Annotated in this window: 12 protein-coding genes; all 12 read left to right on the top strand. The window is 49.7% G+C overall.

Going from position 1 to position 16,324, the window contains the following annotated elements; genetic code table 11:
* Positions 1-31 precede the first annotated feature (31 nt).
* Positions 32-1,105 carry a hypothetical protein gene (locus BO18_RS17480; protein ID WP_034448410.1) on the top strand — a complete coding sequence of 358 codons (1,074 nt, stop codon included), beginning with the start codon at positions 32-34 and terminating at the stop codon, positions 1,103-1,105.
* 140 nt (positions 1,106-1,245) lie between these two features.
* Positions 1,246-2,664, top strand: coding sequence for an extracellular solute-binding protein (locus BO18_RS17475; RefSeq protein WP_034448407.1), 1,419 nt, complete (start codon positions 1,246-1,248; stop codon positions 2,662-2,664).
* A gap of 200 nt (positions 2,665-2,864) precedes the next feature.
* A complete protein-coding gene (locus BO18_RS17470) occupies positions 2,865-5,354 on the top strand; it encodes a GH36-type glycosyl hydrolase domain-containing protein (protein WP_034448403.1) in 2,490 nt (829 codons plus the stop codon).
* 123 nt (positions 5,355-5,477) lie between these two features.
* Entirely contained in the window at positions 5,478-8,465 is a 2,988-nt protein-coding gene (locus BO18_RS17465) for a GH36-type glycosyl hydrolase domain-containing protein (protein WP_051688891.1), read from the top strand.
* Positions 8,466-8,496: 31 nt separating this feature from the next.
* Entirely contained in the window at positions 8,497-9,429 is a 933-nt protein-coding gene (gene hprK, locus BO18_RS17460; protein WP_034448402.1) for an HPr(Ser) kinase/phosphatase, read from the top strand.
* On the top strand, positions 9,422-10,339 hold the full coding sequence (gene murB, locus BO18_RS17455) for a UDP-N-acetylmuramate dehydrogenase (protein WP_051688890.1): 918 nt from the start codon (positions 9,422-9,424) through the stop codon (positions 10,337-10,339). Before hprK ends, murB begins: the two co-directional genes overlap by 8 nt.
* A 3-nt stretch (positions 10,340-10,342) precedes the next feature.
* Positions 10,343-11,248, top strand: coding sequence for an RNase adapter RapZ (gene rapZ / locus BO18_RS17450; protein ID WP_034448398.1), 906 nt, complete (start codon positions 10,343-10,345; stop codon positions 11,246-11,248).
* Positions 11,248-12,117, top strand: a complete 870-nt coding sequence (gene whiA, locus BO18_RS17445) for a DNA-binding protein WhiA (RefSeq protein ID WP_034448396.1) — start codon at positions 11,248-11,250, stop codon at positions 12,115-12,117. Before rapZ ends, whiA begins: the two co-directional genes overlap by 1 nt.
* 119 nt (positions 12,118-12,236) lie before the next feature.
* Positions 12,237-14,132: a PQQ-binding-like beta-propeller repeat protein gene (locus BO18_RS17440; RefSeq protein WP_051688889.1), complete on the top strand. Its 1,896-nt coding sequence runs from the start codon at positions 12,237-12,239 to the stop codon at positions 14,130-14,132.
* An 8-nt stretch (positions 14,133-14,140) separates the two neighbouring features.
* Positions 14,141-14,551: a hypothetical protein gene (locus BO18_RS17435; protein WP_034448393.1), complete on the top strand. Its 411-nt coding sequence runs from the start codon at positions 14,141-14,143 to the stop codon at positions 14,549-14,551.
* 123 nt (positions 14,552-14,674) lie between these two features.
* On the top strand, positions 14,675-15,283 hold the full coding sequence (locus tag BO18_RS17430; RefSeq protein ID WP_034448390.1) for a hypothetical protein: 609 nt from the start codon (positions 14,675-14,677) through the stop codon (positions 15,281-15,283).
* Between the two features lie 21 nt (positions 15,284-15,304).
* The gene (locus BO18_RS17425; RefSeq protein WP_034448388.1) at positions 15,305-16,315 is read left to right on the top strand and encodes a uridine kinase family protein; all 1,011 of its coding nucleotides are present in this window, start codon (positions 15,305-15,307) and stop codon (positions 16,313-16,315) included.
* Positions 16,316-16,324 lie beyond the last annotated feature (9 nt).

The raw sequence follows: 16,324 nt of genomic DNA, 5'->3' as shown, positions 1-16,324 counted from the left end.
AAGATGATAAAACGGTTTGGAGGTAAGCCAAATGAAGAAGATCGAAGGGAACAAGCTCGTAGCTTTACTTATATCGGCAGGCATGGCAACCACGATGCTCGCCGCATGCACCATCAATACAGATGAACTCGGTCAGGGGATATCCGATCTCGGAAATGCCTTTGTGACCAGCCAGACAGAGATACCCACACAACCCGAGACGACGGCTTCTGAAGAGACAGAGACGACGGCTGAGACTACTGAGGAGACGGCAGCGCCCACTCCTTCCGCAACGCCTACGGCTACGCCTTCTCCCACACCGCTCCCGAGACGTGTTGATTTCTCCGATTATACGGACGATATCATTACTGATGATTTCACCGTTACGCTCGAGGATTTCAGCGAGAGTGCCTACACGGACAACGATGACATGCTTCTCGCGAGATTTGAGGGAAAGAGACTGGTCGTTACTGATGCAGCAAATGAGAACGTCAGGAATGCGATAAACATACTCGTCGACGGTTTCTACAGGGAAGCCGAAGGCGCATACAACCGAGTCATTTCCAAAGCTGAGGCTGCTCAGAAGCTTACGGGTGTTGTTGAACATGAATACACAGTCAGTGTTATCTTCTCGTATACGACGAACGGCCGCGTTCTGTCCATTCTCATGAGATATGACGTAATAGGCGTCGAAGAAGACGAGTCCACGGTCATTGATTTTGCCAGCTTCGACATGCTTTCGGGACAGTATGTCACCTTATCCTCGGTTACGACAGACCCTGCAGGCCTTGAAAAAGCTCTCAGGTCAGCTCTTGCTGAGAAGCTCAAGGCAGAGGCAAACATTCCCACTCCTGCCGTAACGACCACAACTGCAGGCACGGATGAGACTGTCGAGACAACCACTGAAACAGAGACGACAGAAACCGTTGTTAATGTAAAGACACCGTCCGCATCCGAATTTGAGAAGATCTATGTAGGAGCAGGCTCTGATATTGGAGAGGGCGGAAACGGCGCATGCATTACCGTATACGGTGTAGTAAACAACGAGGTTTACAGCAGCGAGATCGACATCACTCTTTATCAGGCTTTCCTTAACCGTTACGGAACATCCGTACTTATCGTTTGATTCCCGTAGTCCGCTAGGGTCATACCGGATATTGCCACAAAGATTTTGTAACATTGCACAGAAGGCGATTGAACTTCTGTGCAATGTGTTATAGAATGCACCTTTGTATAATATTAAAAAATATTTGTGAGGAGAATAGGATGAAGAGTAAAAAGCTGTTTGCCCTGTTGATGTCATCTGTTATGGTCATCGGCGCCGTCACAGCTTGCGATAAGCCCGGTGCTGACCCCACGGTAAGCACTGATGAGACGACGGAAAGCTCAGAACAGACAACAGAGCCTACCGTGACGGAGACCACTGCAGCTCCGGCTGACATCGACGGTTACAAGGAGAGAACGGTAGCCGAGGTCAAGGACGAAGATGACGGTAAGATAATGATCTACGGCCACAATTCCGAGTTTGTCGGACTTGCGGAGAAGTATGCCGGAGTTACGGCAAATGACTACGATTTCATTGAGATATCGAATAACGACGGTTCTTATACCGAGAAGCTCGATGCCGTTCTTTCGGACGGTAACGAGGCGCCCGATATCTTCACTTGCGATGAGGCATATGCGAGAAAGTATCTTGCTTCCGACAATACCATCGCCATTAACGATCTCGGCATCGATTATTCCGAACTTACCAACATGTTCGATTATACGCTCAGGTTCGCCAGCGATGACGACAGCGTAATCAAGGGACTTGCCTGGAAGGCATGCCCCTGCGGCGTTTTCTATGAAAGATCTCTGGCTGAGCAGTATCTCGGAACATCCGATCCGAATGAAATTGCCGCCAGCTTTGCAACATGGGATGCGGTTCTGGCCTCTGCAAGGACAGTAAACACCGCTTCCGAAGGTTCCGTAAAGCTGATGTCCGGATATACCGAAACATACAGGGCTTACCTCAGCACACGCGAGACCGGATGGATCATGGACGGAAGCCTTAACATCGATCCCCAGATCGAGAGTTTCTTTGATTATGCTAAGACTCTCTATGAGGAGGACCTTACGTTCCGCGCAGAGCAGTGGACTGATTCCTGGGAGAACTCAATGTCCGACAGGACGGTTATCTCATACTGGGGTTCACTGCAGTTTGCCAAGTATGAACTTGGTCTCAATCCCGGCGAGGGTACGGCTGTAAATCCCACTGCCGGAGACTGGGGCGTAACAACGGCTCCCGTAAGTTATTACAGCGGCGGTTCATGGGTTATGGCATCCAAGTACTGCGACAAGAAGGCCACTTCCGCAGACATCGTAAGGGCTGTCTGCATCAATGAGGATAACCTCAAGGACATGGTAAATAACGGCGAGTTCGTCAACAACGTCAAGCTCATGACGGCAGCTGCGGCCGATGATAAGTTCGCTCTCGAGTGGCTCGGCGGCCAGAATCCTTATCCTGTACTGCTCGATTCGGCTTTACATGCCGGAGCTGTAATGACCGGTCCGGATGACGATGCGTTCAATAATGCATTCAACTCCGTTGTAGGTCCTTACTGCGAGGGTTCTTTTGAGTCCATCAAGGAGGCCGAGGAGGCTTTGGAGGACCAGCTGAGCGAAAAGGGACTGCTGGAAGAATAGCGTCAGTTCAACTGATCGCAACTTTATGATTTACAAGGGGCTGTCTCAAGATGTTTGAGGCAGCCTTTTCCGTGTTTTGAAAAGTTGCACAAAAATATGACATAAGACATAGAATGTTTATATTTATTATGTTTTAAAGGCCTTTTGGATAGTGTAAAATGGATTAGTCTTTTGAAAAATATTACCACGGAGGCACAATCATGAAATTCGGGCATTTCGACGACTCAAGAAAAGAATACGTCATCAACACTCCAAAAACACCTTATCCCTGGATCAATTATCTGGGCAATCAGGGCTTTTTCTCCCTGATCTCCAACACGGCAGGCGGTTACAGCTTCTACATGGATGCAAGACTCAGAAGGATCACGCGTTACCGCTACAACAACGTTCCTCTGGATATGGGCGGACGTTATTTCTACATCAATGACAACGGCACTGTCTGGAATCCCGGATGGTCTCCGGTCAAGACAGAACTCGACGAATATGAGTGCCGTCACGGTATGGGTTATACCATCATCGAAGGTAAGAAGAACGGCCTTAAGGCTGAAGTCACTTTCTTCGTTCCCCAGGATTACGACGGAGAAGTCCAGCAGGTAGTCCTCACAAATGAAAGTTCCGAAGCAAAGGAATTCGCTCTCTTCTCAATGGCTGAATGGTGCCTCTGGGATGCACAGGATGACTGCACAAACTTCCAGAGAAACTTCTCAACAGGCCGCGTCGAGATCGAAGGTTCAACCATCTATCACGTAACGGAATACAGAGACAGACGTAATCATTATGCTTTCTATACGGTAAATGACGAGATCGACGGTTACGACACAGATCGTGACGCTTTCCTCGGAAGCATCTATAACGGCTGGGACAACCCGGAGACGGTAAAGGCCGGCAAGGCTTCAAATTCGTTCGCAGACGGCTGGTCACCGATCGCTTCACACTATAAGAAGATCACTCTCGCACCCGGCGAGAGCAAGACGCTTATCTATATCCTCGGTTATGCCGAGAATCCGCAGGACAAGAAGTTCGCTTCTGAAAAGCCTGCTGATCTCCTTACAAGAGAGGCATGGGTCCTCAACAAGGAGAAGGCTTATGCCATGATCGACAAGTACAACACACCTGAAAAGGTTGCTGCAGGACTTGAAGAACTCCGCACGACATGGGAGAACCTCCTCTCCATCTACAAGGTCGATACGCCTGATGACAAGGTTAACCGCATGGTCAACATCTGGAACCAGTATCAGTGCATGGTCACATTCAACCTTTCACGTTCAGCTTCTTACTTTGAGTCCGGAATCGGCCGTGGAATGGGCTTCAGAGATTCCAACCAGGATATCCTCGGATTTGTTCACCAGATTCCTGACCGTGCAAGAGCAAGACTCATCGACATCGCTTCCACTCAGCTTTCTGACGGCGGATGCTATCACCAGTATCAGCCTCTTACAAAGAAGGGTAATGCCGATATCGGCGGCGACTTCTCGGATGACCCGCTCTGGATGATCATGTCTGTCGCAGCTTACATCAAGGAAACAGGCGACTGGGGCATCCTCGATGCAAATGTTCCTTTCGATGACGATCCGGAAGGAAAGCACACAATGCTCGAGCATCTGAACGTTTCCTTCTATCACATCGTAAACAACCTCGGACCTCACGGACTGCCTCTCGCAATGCGTGCTGACTGGAACGACTGCATTAACCTCTCCTGCTTCTCAGACACACCCGGTGAGTCTTTCCAGACTTATACCAATCCGAAGTTCAAGGCAGAGGGCGGTTACTCCAAGATCGCCGAGTCCGTATTTGTTGCAGCTCTCTTCACATATACGGGTCCTGCTTATGTGGGCATCCTTGAGCACCTCGGAAAGACTGAGGAAGCAGCAAAGGCTCAGGCTGAGATCGACAAGATGAAGAAGAATACGATGGAATCCGCATTCGACGGCGAGTGGTTCCTCAGAGCTTATGACGCAAACGGTGAGAAGATGGGTTCCCACGAGTGTGAGGAAGGAAAGATCTTCATAGAGCCCCAGGGCTTCGCTGTTATGTCTGAGATCGGTAAGGATGTCGGCGCTGACATCAAGACTCTCGATTCCATCGATAAGTACCTCAACTGCGAGTACGGACTTGTTCTTAACAACCCCGCATTCACCAAGTATTACATCCAGTACGGCGAGATCTCCACATATCCGGGCGGATACAAGGAGAATGCTGGAATCTTCACACATAATAATGCATGGATCATCTGCGCCGAGGCTTATGCCGGAAGAGGCGAGAAGGCTTTCGAGTATTACTCAAAGATCGCTCCCGCATTCACGGAAGAGACATCCGACATCCACAAGACAGAACCTTATGTCTATGGACAGATGATCGGCGGTAAGGATGCAAAGAACTTCGGTCAGGGCAAGAACTCCTGGCTCACAGGTACTGCTGCATGGAACATGGTTGCCATCTCACAGTACATCCTCGGCATCAAGCCTGAGTTCGACGGCCTCAGAGTCGATCCTTCGATTCCTTCCGCATGGGACGGATTCAAGGTTGTACGTAAGTTCAGAGGCGATACATATGAGATCGAGATCAAGAATCCTGACCACATCTGCAAGGGCGTTAAGAAGCTTACGGTCGACGGCAACGAGATCGAAGGCTGTATCGTACCTGTAGCAGGCGACGGCAATACTCACAAGGTCGAGGTATTGCTTGGCTGATCACTTCAACTGACCGGCAATTTATGATCAACAGAGCAAGAACCCCGCAGTCTTTTTGAACCGTGGGGTTACTTGCGTAAAATCAGGAATAATTATTCAGAATCCAAAAAGCGGAGGAGCATTATGGGTTACATCGGTGAAAAAGCTAGAGGCGAAAGATGTCCGGCAAAGGAACTGCTGATCGCAAAGTTCGGCGCTGAGAACTGCAAGGGCGGCATTTCCGCCCAGTATGTGCGTTTCGGCAAAGAACCTGTGGTCATCGGTATCTCGGGACTGAGATTCGACAGCATGGCAGTTAATATGCTCGCATCGGACGATGCGGTCTACGGACAGTTCAACAAGGCTGTCAGTGACGGGATGAGCATTCTTCTCATCAAAGCGGAAGGCGGCATCAGGGCTTTGGCCGAAAAAGGCGGCAATGTCTCAGACGCAGGCTTCGACGGAGCTGTTACCGGCAGATGCGGCGAACTGATCGAAAGCACCGAGACATGGGGCGGACGTCTCAATGAAAAAGGTGAGCTCATCTGCGATCCTTCGACGCCTTCACCCGGACCTCACTATTACACCAACATGCTCATCGGCAACCGCATCGGTTTTGACCGTCCTCTGCAGTCAACTCCGAAGAGCGCGGTAGACCGTCTTGGCGGCGGATCGTTCAGATCTCATGCCGATACACAGGTTCTTGCAACAAGATGGGATTATCTGCCTGAAGAGAACGGTTTCCCCGCAAACAGACAGTTCTATCTCCTCGAGAACGGCAAACAGATCTTCTGGTCCGGTGCGGCAGTGGCAGACGGACTCGAAAAGATCGAGACTATCCACTCTCAGAACAGGACCACGATAAGCTACGAGCTTTCATGCGGGCTTAAGATCAAGAGGACCATCTTCATCGTTCCCCAGAGAGAAGGTCTGCCGGTTGCCTGCGAAGCCCAGATAATCGATATAGAGAACACGAAGGGCGAAGACAGGGAACTGAGACTTGTATATACGGGCATGTTCGGCACACAGCAGACACATGCGCTCTCCGAAGACGTTATCTTCTCCACGGTAGTCCAGGAGTCCCAGATATTCTTCAACGAGGACAATGAGATCCGCGCCATCAGCTGCGATCCCAATCCCAAGTGGACAAAGGGCGAGATCAGGTTCAACGAGACTGTCGTCCATACTGATGACGGTGTTGTATTCCCCGACCAGTACAGCGCAAGATACATGGATTTTGTCGGCTCCGGCAGTCTTGAGAAGCCGGAATACATTTTCCCGCTGTCTTCAAAGCCTTCTAGAAAGGGCCCGGGTTTCTTTGCCACATCCACACCTTTCAAGATCAAGGCGAACGGCTCCGTTCGTGCGGATAACCTCACGTGTCTTTCTTCCGACTGCGTCAACGACGCATTTGAAGCAGACGTTACTCCCGCAAAGGAAGTTGAAGCTGTTGCGGAGTACATCAAGGATCCCTCAAACCTTACAAGAGATCTTCAGGATGTCATCGATTTTGCCGAAAAGTATTCCGGATACATGAAGATCGCCCACGCTGACAAGAATTTCGAGGCTTACGTAAATAACAATCTCCCGTTCCAGGTCTTCTATCAGACATTCGTATCGAGATCTCTCGACTGGACTCAGAAGGGTTACCGTGAGATCGGTTTCAGAGAGATCCAGGACATATTTGCTTCCATGTACTATTTCGCAGGCATGGGAAGGATCGATTTCGTCAAGGAGATGCTCGCAGGCTGGATCGAGAATGTCTATGAGGAAGGTTTTACCAATCACAATTTCTATTGGATCGGAAAAGAACCCGGCTGGTGGTCTGACGACGGACTCTGGCTCCTTCAGGCTTTGGACAGATATCTCGGACTTACAGGCGACTATGCTTTCCTCGATGAAGAGTTTGCCATGGCCGGCACCAAAGAGAAAAAGACCGATCCCGGTATCAAGCGTAAGCTCAGGGATACCATCAAAGCCATAATCACATACAGCGGAAAGATATCCGTCGGCAAGCACGGTATCCCGCTCATCGACCGTGCAGACTGGAATGACTGTCTGAGAGTAGATCCCGACTGTATTTCAGGAAAGGACAAGATCGCAAAGTATAAGGAACAGATCGCAGCAAGCGGTAAGGCTTACGGTGAGGTTCCTTATGAATCGGAATATTCGGAATCCGTAATGAACGGTTTCCTCTTAAAAGTCGCGCTTGATTCGGCAGCGACGATGCTTGGTAAGATCGGTGACAGTGATGCAGAAGAGATGAAAGCTCTTTCCGTCAAGCTCGCCGCAACGCTCCGTGAGAACTGCTGGAAGGGCGATTTCTATGCAAGAGTCCTCTTCAACAGGTCATCCAAGCCCGATATCAAATATCTCGGCGCACAAGGAGACGGACTTGCCGTCGAAGACGGTCATCCCGGAGCATATTTCCTTAACAGCTTCTCATGGTCGCTCCTGGCCGGAGTCGCTTCAGAGGACGAGATCTCCAGGATGCTCGATTCACTTGAAAAATACCTAAAGACTCCTTACGGATTCAGACTCTGCTCCACTGTGGACTATCCGAAGATCGCACCGAAGATCGACGTTGCCCTTTATTATCCGGGTGACCGTGAGAACGGCGGCGTATTCAAGCATGCGAACATGATGGCATGCTCTGCGATGCTCGGCGCGGCTAAGAGCGTCAAGGACGAGGCTCTCGCATCGAGACTTGCGGACACCGCTTATTGGATCATCGACAAGATCCTGCCTTATATCACGCTCGAGTCTCCTTTTGCCACATGCGGCAACCCGAGATGGTGCACACAGTATAATAACAGCCAGACGGGCGAGAATATCGGACCTACGTTGTCCGGTACGTCGACATGGCTCCTGCTCAGCCTTTTCCAGTGCTTCGGCGTTGAGTTTACGAGCGACGGATTAAGAGTCGAACCTATCCTCAGACAGAGCGATACGAGACTTGATGTAAAGGTATCCATTTCAGGAACCGTTTACGACATCCATATTCAGAAGCCCGAGGGCTTTATCCGTGCTCAGGACGGTATCGAGGTAACTCTTGACGGCGAAAAGTGCGAGGGTACGCTGCTTCCTGTAGCGAACGACGGCAAGACACATGAGGTCGAGGTCAGGTTCTGATCAGGGATAACACGGAGGAAACAGATTAGAAATGCCTTTTTCGAGCGTTTTTTTATCAGAGATCGTAAAGCAGTATAATCTCGAGGTCGTATACGATTCAGGCGATATCGAATCCAGAAGGATATGCGTCGCCGACGTTACCAGACCGGGACTTCAGCTTGCCGGATACTACGATCATTTCGGGCCGGACCGTATCCAGGTCATCGGAAACATGGAGCACGCTTATCTCGATAATCTCTCGTCTGACGAGAGGGCTAAGTCGGTATCGGCGCTCTTCGAAAAGAACATTCCGGCACTTATCGTTACACGTGACCACAAGGTTCACAAAGAGATCCTTGATGCTGCCAGAAAATACCAGACTCCGGTGCTGCGGACTTCACAGGCCACATCGGATTTTTCCTCAGAATTGGTCAAATACCTGAAGATGGAGCTTGCTCCGCGTGTGTCGATGCACGGCGTTCTTGTCGAGGTAAACGGTGAAGGTATCCTCATCCTCGGCGAGTCGGGTGTAGGTAAATCGGAGACTGCTCTCGAGATCGTTAAGAGAGGTCACAGACTTATAGCAGACGATCAGATAGAGATCCGCAAGGTGTCGGAGACCACTCTTCTTGGCCGCGCACCTGATGTCATCAAGCATCTCATTGAGATCCGCGGCATCGGTATCCTTGATGTAAAGGAACTCTACGGTGTATCTGCGGTAAAGCCGCAGGAGAATATCGACTTCGTCATCAACCTCGAACTTTGGGACGAGAAGAAGACATATGACAGACTCGGACTTAATGAGGAGACGACCGACATTCTCGGAATAAAAGTTCCTTCGGTTACGATCCCAGTAGGTCCCGGACGTAACCTCGCGATAATCGTTGAGGCTGCCGCCATCAATTACAGAGTAAAGAAGATGGGATATAATGCCGCACAGGATCTTGTGTCCAGGGTATTCCCGGGTAAGTCTCTCGATGGCTGATTCAGGTATTCAGGAAAACATTCCGCTCGCGGGATATTCAACATTCAGATGCGGAGGACCGGCCAGGTATTTTGCCGAGCCGTCCACGGGTGAAGAAGTTGCCCGTCTTTTCGAATGGGCTGAAGAGAAAGGGATACGCGTTTTTGTTTTGGGAAACGGTTCCAATTGTCTCATATCGGATGACGGTTTTGACGGTCTCGTTATCAGGATCGCCAGGAACATGAGCAGCCTATCCTCGGAAGAACTCGGTGCCGGCAAGGTGAAGATCACTGCAGGCGCTGGTCTTCCTTTTGCCAGATTCGGAAATTACTGCGCCGAACTGTCGCTTACGGGTGCCGAGTTCGCTTGCGGAATTCCCGGTTCATGCGGCGGCGCGGTATTCATGAACGCCGGTGCATACGGCGGTGAGACAAAGGATTTTATCACCAAAGTAAGTTATTGGGACGGTGCGGAGATCAGACGCTTAGACGGCAGTGAATGCGGATTCGGTTACAGGACGAGCCTGTTCGAAAAGCTCAACGCCGAAGGGAAAAATGTCGTTATCCTTGGCTTTGAAGCGGTCCTTCCGAAGGGGAACAAGGATGAGATAACCGCATTGGTCGATGATCTGCGGTCGAGAAGAACGGCAAGCCAGCCTTTGGATGTTCCTTCCGCCGGATCCACATTCAAGAGACCCGAAGGATACTTTGCCGCGAAGCTGATCGAGGATGCCGGGCTCAAGGGTTTTGCCCTCGATGATTCGGGTGCCCAGGTGTCGCCGAAGCATGCCGGATTTGTCGTTAATAACGGCGGCAGGGCGAAGGCTTCTGATGTAATGAGATTAATAGAATATGTTACTCTAAAAGTCTACGAGAACTCAGGCGTCAGGCTTGAGAGGGAAGTAAGACTCGTTGGAGATTTCGGGGTGTAATATATGGAACTGTTATTTCTTACCGGAATGAGCGGTGCCGGAAAGAGTGCTGCCGTAAGATATCTGGAAGACTGCGGCTATTTCTGTATGGACAATGTTCCGCCTTATGTTCTTCCGGACCTTGTAAAGAGCTTCTTCAGGGGCAGGAACGGAGAAGGTTTCTCGACTCCCAAGCTCGCTTTCGTTGTCGATATCAGATCGCAGGAATACCTGGACGGTTTTGATGAGGCTTTGGCCCTTATCGATGAGGAGGTCGGATGTCCTTACAAGGTCATATTCCTTGAAGCTTCAGACCCTGTTCTCATCAGCAGATATCAGCAGACAAGGAGAAAGCATCCTCTCGCCGGCAGAAAGGGTTCGCTTACGCAGGCACTCGCTGCTGAGAGGAAGATGCTGGAGGATATAAGAGGGATAGCCACTGTCGTTATCGATACGTCGCTCCTTACCGATGCCGAGCTCTGCAAGAACATCGGCGAGATAATCAAGAATGAGGACAGCCAGAGCATACTGGTGGTGGTCGAATCATTTGGATTCAAGTACGGTCTTCCCGTAGACTGCGATTATGTATTCGACGTCAGATTCCTTCCGAATCCTTTTTATCTGCCACAGCTCAGGAACTATACGGGCAAGGATGAGGAGATAGCGAGGTATCTTGAAGGTTTCAGGGAGACGGGTGAGTTCAACTATATGACTTCAGAACTGCTGACATTTGTCATTCCTTTCTATGAAAAGGAAGGCAAGGGAAGTGTCCATATCGGAGTGGGCTGTACGGGCGGAAGACACAGATCCGTATACTGCGCCGAGACGATCGCCTCGAAGCTGTCCGAGAACGGCATCAAGTGCATAATCTCCCACAGGGACATAGACAAGGAACCCCACAGATATACCAGGAAGGCGGATGAGACCTGATGGAAGACAGTTTCTCTGTCAGGGTCAAGCTTGAGACGGCCACAAAAGCCGTTAAGAAGGCTGTCCAGAGACAGACGGCTCTGTGCGGACTCTTTTTGAGCCAGAGCAGCGTTAAGGGCTCGGCCAAGGTTATAAGGATCCCCGAAAGGCTTTCTGAAGTCGTAATCCAGCTCTTTGAAGCCGAGAACATAGAGTGTTCTTATTCAAATGGAAGACTAAAGATCAAAGACATATATTCATCAGAACTCTGGGAACGCTGCGAGGAGCTGCTGTCGGGATTTGCGAACGGCAGCCTTTCCGTGGAGGATGCGAGGAGATTCTTAAGAGGCGCTTTCTGGGGATGCGGTTACTGTTCAGATCCTTCCGACTGTTACCGTATAGAATTTGTCGTTAAAGAACCTGAGAATGCCACGCTCATATGCGCGGCGCTCGATGTTTTGTCCATAAGATATGTCAGATCGCAGAGAAAGAGTTCCTATGCCGTGTATTTTAAGAATGGTGACGATGTCTCTGATTTTCTGGGTTACATAGGAAGCCCTTCCGCAATGATGGATTTTGAGAATATCCGTGCGGAAAAGGACGTCAACAGCAAGGTCGTCAGAACAGTCAACTGCGATGCCGGCAACACCAAAAGACAGGCTGAAGCTGCTGCACTGAGAAATGAACTCATAGTTCGGGTAATGCAGTCAGGCATGGCCAGCAAACTCTCTCCGGAATTAAGGGAAGCGGCCAAGGCGCATATGGAAAACCCCGGTGCATCGCTTGCCGAACTCGGTGCCATGATGGATCCGCCGATAGGCAAATCAGGCATGAGACACCGCCTGGACAAGATAGCCGAATTTGCCAAAAGTCTACAACAAAACCCCTGAAATTCACGCTTTTTCTAGTGTTTTGAGAGTCTTAAACCGGCCCATGGTTTGAGATAAAATTACAGCCGTGTTACAATATGCGTTAACTTTTTGGGAAAGGAACGATAAGAGGGGCGATCATGACTCGCGGTGACCAGTACATCGAGCCTGATAACAGTTTCTACAGACCTTCGAGGGATCCGAATGAAGGGACCATGACTCTTGTAGTCGTGATCACGCTTCTGTTTGTATGCCTTACGGGCGTGCTTGCCGCTGTATATTTCAAAAAGGCTACTGCAAAAGAAACTTTGGCCAATATCGATACCACGGATCAGTCCGGTTATATCTCTGTAGCTTCGCCGACACCTTCACCTGTTCCGCCCATTACCGATTATCAGAATCCCATCCTTTATCCCGGTCTTGCGGGCATATTCATCAATACAGAACTTCAGGTAGCGCCGGAATGCGTTCCTTCCGCAAGGAAGATCAATCAGACGATTACCGTTGCCGGAAACATAGTTGACGGTGAATATGTCAGGGAAAAGCCAATTTACATGACCGATCCCGTTTTCTACGGAGAGATCCCCGGGATCTTCACGTTCAGAGGCAACAACTTCAGGAACTGTGCATCCTTCGGATACACAAACCTTTACAGAGGCGCGCTTACCCAGAGATGGGAATTCGCCGGCATCGGCAAGAAGCTTGCTTCGACCATGAACTTCGAATGGTCGGGTGTAAGGTGGACGGGACAGCCCCTTGTCGCTGAGTGGCCGGCTGCAGTACGAAGCAGCATGGACATGTACGACAGCGCCAAGCAGCAGCTGTCACTGACGGAGGTCATTGTCGCGGCTCTTGACGGCAAGATATATTTCTTCAATCTTCAGAACGGCGAACAGACAAGAGACCCGATCGATGTCGGAGCTTCGATAAAAGGCACGCCCGCTCTCGACCCGAGAGGATATCCCATCCTTTACGTCGGTCAGACTGACAACAACGGCGGAAATGTTTTCGGAATGTATATCTACTCACTGATAGACGGCACGCTGCTTTATTCTTATGACGGTTCAGAAGACGGCGCGTACAGGAGCAACTGGGATGCGTTCGATTCATCCCCGATCGTAAGCGGAGAGACGGATACCCTTATCTGGCCCTGTGAGAACGGCATTATCTACACGTTTGACCTGAATACGAATTACAACCAGGCTGCAGGTACTCTGTCCATATCGCCTTCTGTTACGGGTTACAGATATATCTTTGATGACAACGTCGGATCCCACATGGGAGTCGAGAGTTCAATTGCCGTTTACGGCAACTATGGATACTTTGTCGATAACACAATGAATCTCTGCTGCCTCGATCTCAACACGCTCAACATGGTCTGGACTAAAGTATTGGGCGATGATTCGGATATCACTCCGGTCGTAAATGAGGAGGGCGGAGTGCCGTACGTCTATGTCGGTACCGAGGTCGATAACCAGGGCGGAACCGGCGAATACTGCGGTGCCGCATACATCTATAAGGTCAACGGCCTTACGGGTGAGACTGTATGGCAGTCATCAGAACCCTGTTACACATATAACGGCGAATCTTCTGATTCCGACCAGAGCGGCGGATGCTTCGGCAACCCGATTATCGGCAAAGGTTCCATATCGAATCTGGTTATTTTTTCATTTAGTATGACAAACGGGCTTGCAAGCGGTAATAAAGTTGTTGCATATGACAAGGACTTGGGTACCGTGGTTTGGGAATATAATATGAACATCTATTCGTACAGCTCGCCTGTTGATTTCTACGATTCAGAGGGGCACGCTTACATCGTTATTTGCGATTCAATCGGCCAGATACACATGATAAGCGCTGAAGCGGGGGTCGACCCCAAGGAGAGGAGAATTACTTACATACAGACCAGAAGGAATCTCGGCAAATCAAACGAGACCGCATCGGGTATCTGTATTGAGGCTTCTCCGATAGTATACGAAGGCATGCTTGTCGTAGGAACCACATCCGGGAGTGTTTTCGGGGTTGCGATAGAATGAGGAGCGTTATGGATTTTTCGAAGGCATACGGATCTATTGCTGTTTTGGAGGTCGAGATAAGGACCTTTGCAAACGAGGGATATGCGGTGAAGTATGACTTTGAGCGGAAAGTGATCTCTTGGCGCGATAATTACATGTGGAACAACAATTTTACGAGATCCATAAATGACGACAAGATGGCCATTATAATGGAAAAGCTTCCCGCTTCCGGCATGCTCGAGTGGATGCATGGATATAATCTCGGCCTGACTGATGAGTACGGTGACAAGACAGTGATCCCCGGCGAATGGAAGATCGAGGTCGAATTCAAGGATAAGACAAAGATGAAGGCCGGCGCCGAGCAGCATTTCCCGAAGAAGTGGAAGAATCTCAAGAATCTCATAGAGCAGACAACGGGTTGCAGTTTCGTTTTGAGGTAAGACAGACCGGGCAGGCTTAAGGCCTGCTTTTTACTTTGTAGTCGCATTTGCACATCTGTGATAAAATTCTATAATATGCCCGATACTTGATACCGGGATGTTACGTTGAAGGAGTAGTTTAGCTTGGATTATCTGGAAGGACTTTTGCTCGGAAGGCTGTGGAGCGATACTGATTACGAGAACCGTAAGCATTTCGGTTTATTCGTTCTGTACGGTCTTCTTGTTGATGCGATAATCCTCTATATCTACATTCTCGGCAAGGGACTTTTGGGATTCGGCATCATCGGACCCATCCATATCGCCGTGTTCACGCTTTTGTTCCTGGCCAATCCTTTTATCTGTTTCAGATATTACCGAATGCCCTGGTGGGGCAAGATCTTGATATTACTGGTAAAAGTCTTCAAATCTTATTTGATCATCAGCTATACGGTAAGTCTGCTCCTTCCGAGACTGTCGGTACAGGTTGACGATCTTCAGGATTTCCTTATTGCCTATCTCAACAGCACACTTGAGAATTACACCGAGAAATTTCAGGCAAGTGCAGGTTCTTTCTCAACGGTGCTCGGAGTTCTGGCAGGCGGCGTTCATGTCGTAGGGACGGTGTTGCTGCTCGCATTGGCGGCCATCGTTATCCCGAGCCTCATCTATCTGGCTGTAAAGCTGGTCCAGTTAGCTTGGGACTGGTTGGTAAATGTACTGATCATCAAGAGGTTCTTTCCTCAAAGAAAATAAAGCTGGTCTAAAGGAGACAATATGGCAGAGCTTAGAGACAGGATCGACATAACAGTTGAAGAGCTCGAGGAATCCCTCGGCGCCGTAAGACTTCCGCGTTTTATTGCAGAATCTGAGAGCGGTTTTGTCGGAAGGATCGACGCTATATGTGACGAGATCTGTTCCGATACGAATAAAAGGGCCATTTTTGTATCAGGCCCCACATCATCAGGCAAGACGACATTCACGTTAAGACTGTCAAACAGGATCAACAGCAGAGGCCGTAAAGCGGTCCACCTGTCCCTGGATGATTATTACAACATCACTGAGCTTAAGTGCGACAGAGAGGGAAGACCGGACTTTGAGACGATCGATGCCCTGGATGTCGACAGGATACAGCGTGACATCAAGGCTCTTCTTGACGGTGAGACGGTAATACCGCCTTTCTTTGATTTCAACGTAAGGGTTCAGAAAGAAGGCGATCCCGCAAATGCCATCTGCTTAGGCGATGACGGTATCCTCGTGGTTGAAGGCCTTCACGGACTTTCCCCGAGAATATCGGGTGAATGCCCCGCCGAAAAGTGCTCCAAAGTATTCATCATGCCCTATGGCAATGTCTATAACGACTCCAAACTGATGGACAGCAATGAGATAAGGCTCCTTCGAAGGATCATCAGGGATTACCGTCACAGGAGCGCACATGCTCTTGCAACGATAGATTACTGGCCCATGATCCAGAAATCGGAAGAGAAGTATTATGAGGAATACCTGACCGCTGCTGACTACCACGTCAATTCTTTCCTTGCTTATGAGTCGCTCATCGTGGCGCCCATGGCAATGAACGATATAAAAGAAGCTTTGGATAAGGCTCTGAACGGTTCCATCGAACCCAGCGTATTCATGGAAAAATCCCCGACGGGCAAGTCGTTCGCGGATCTTTCTTCAGCACTTATCAAAGCAAACAAACTGATGGGGCATCTGGGAAAGATCCCGGTAATAAGCCCCGAGCAGGTGCCGGCTGAATCGATACTCAACGAGTTCATTGCGCACTAGTTTCCAGAA

The sequence above is a fragment of the Butyrivibrio sp. AE2032 genome, from assembly GCF_000702965.1.
The sequence above is the reverse complement of the archived record's forward strand: the minus strand, read 5'-3'. Positions and strand labels throughout refer to the sequence as shown.

Coding starts and splice junctions, on each gene's coding strand:
- BO18_RS17470 (WP_034448403.1), top strand. CDS start 2,865: ATGAAATTCGGGCATTTCGACGACTCAAGAAAAGAATACGTCATCAAC.
- BO18_RS17475 (WP_034448407.1), top strand. CDS start 1,246: ATGAAGAGTAAAAAGCTGTTTGCCCTGTTGATGTCATCTGTTATGGTC.
- BO18_RS17435 (WP_034448393.1), top strand. CDS start 14,141: ATGGATTTTTCGAAGGCATACGGATCTATTGCTGTTTTGGAGGTCGAG.
- rapZ (WP_034448398.1), top strand. CDS start 10,343: ATGGAACTGTTATTTCTTACCGGAATGAGCGGTGCCGGAAAGAGTGCT.
- hprK (WP_034448402.1), top strand. CDS start 8,497: ATGCCTTTTTCGAGCGTTTTTTTATCAGAGATCGTAAAGCAGTATAAT.
- whiA (WP_034448396.1), top strand. CDS start 11,248: ATGGAAGACAGTTTCTCTGTCAGGGTCAAGCTTGAGACGGCCACAAAA.
- BO18_RS17425 (WP_034448388.1), top strand. CDS start 15,305: ATGGCAGAGCTTAGAGACAGGATCGACATAACAGTTGAAGAGCTCGAG.
- BO18_RS17465 (WP_051688891.1), top strand. CDS start 5,478: ATGGGTTACATCGGTGAAAAAGCTAGAGGCGAAAGATGTCCGGCAAAG.
- murB (WP_051688890.1), top strand. CDS start 9,422: ATGGCTGATTCAGGTATTCAGGAAAACATTCCGCTCGCGGGATATTCA.
- BO18_RS17480 (WP_034448410.1), top strand. CDS start 32: ATGAAGAAGATCGAAGGGAACAAGCTCGTAGCTTTACTTATATCGGCA.
- BO18_RS17440 (WP_051688889.1), top strand. CDS start 12,237: ATGACTCGCGGTGACCAGTACATCGAGCCTGATAACAGTTTCTACAGA.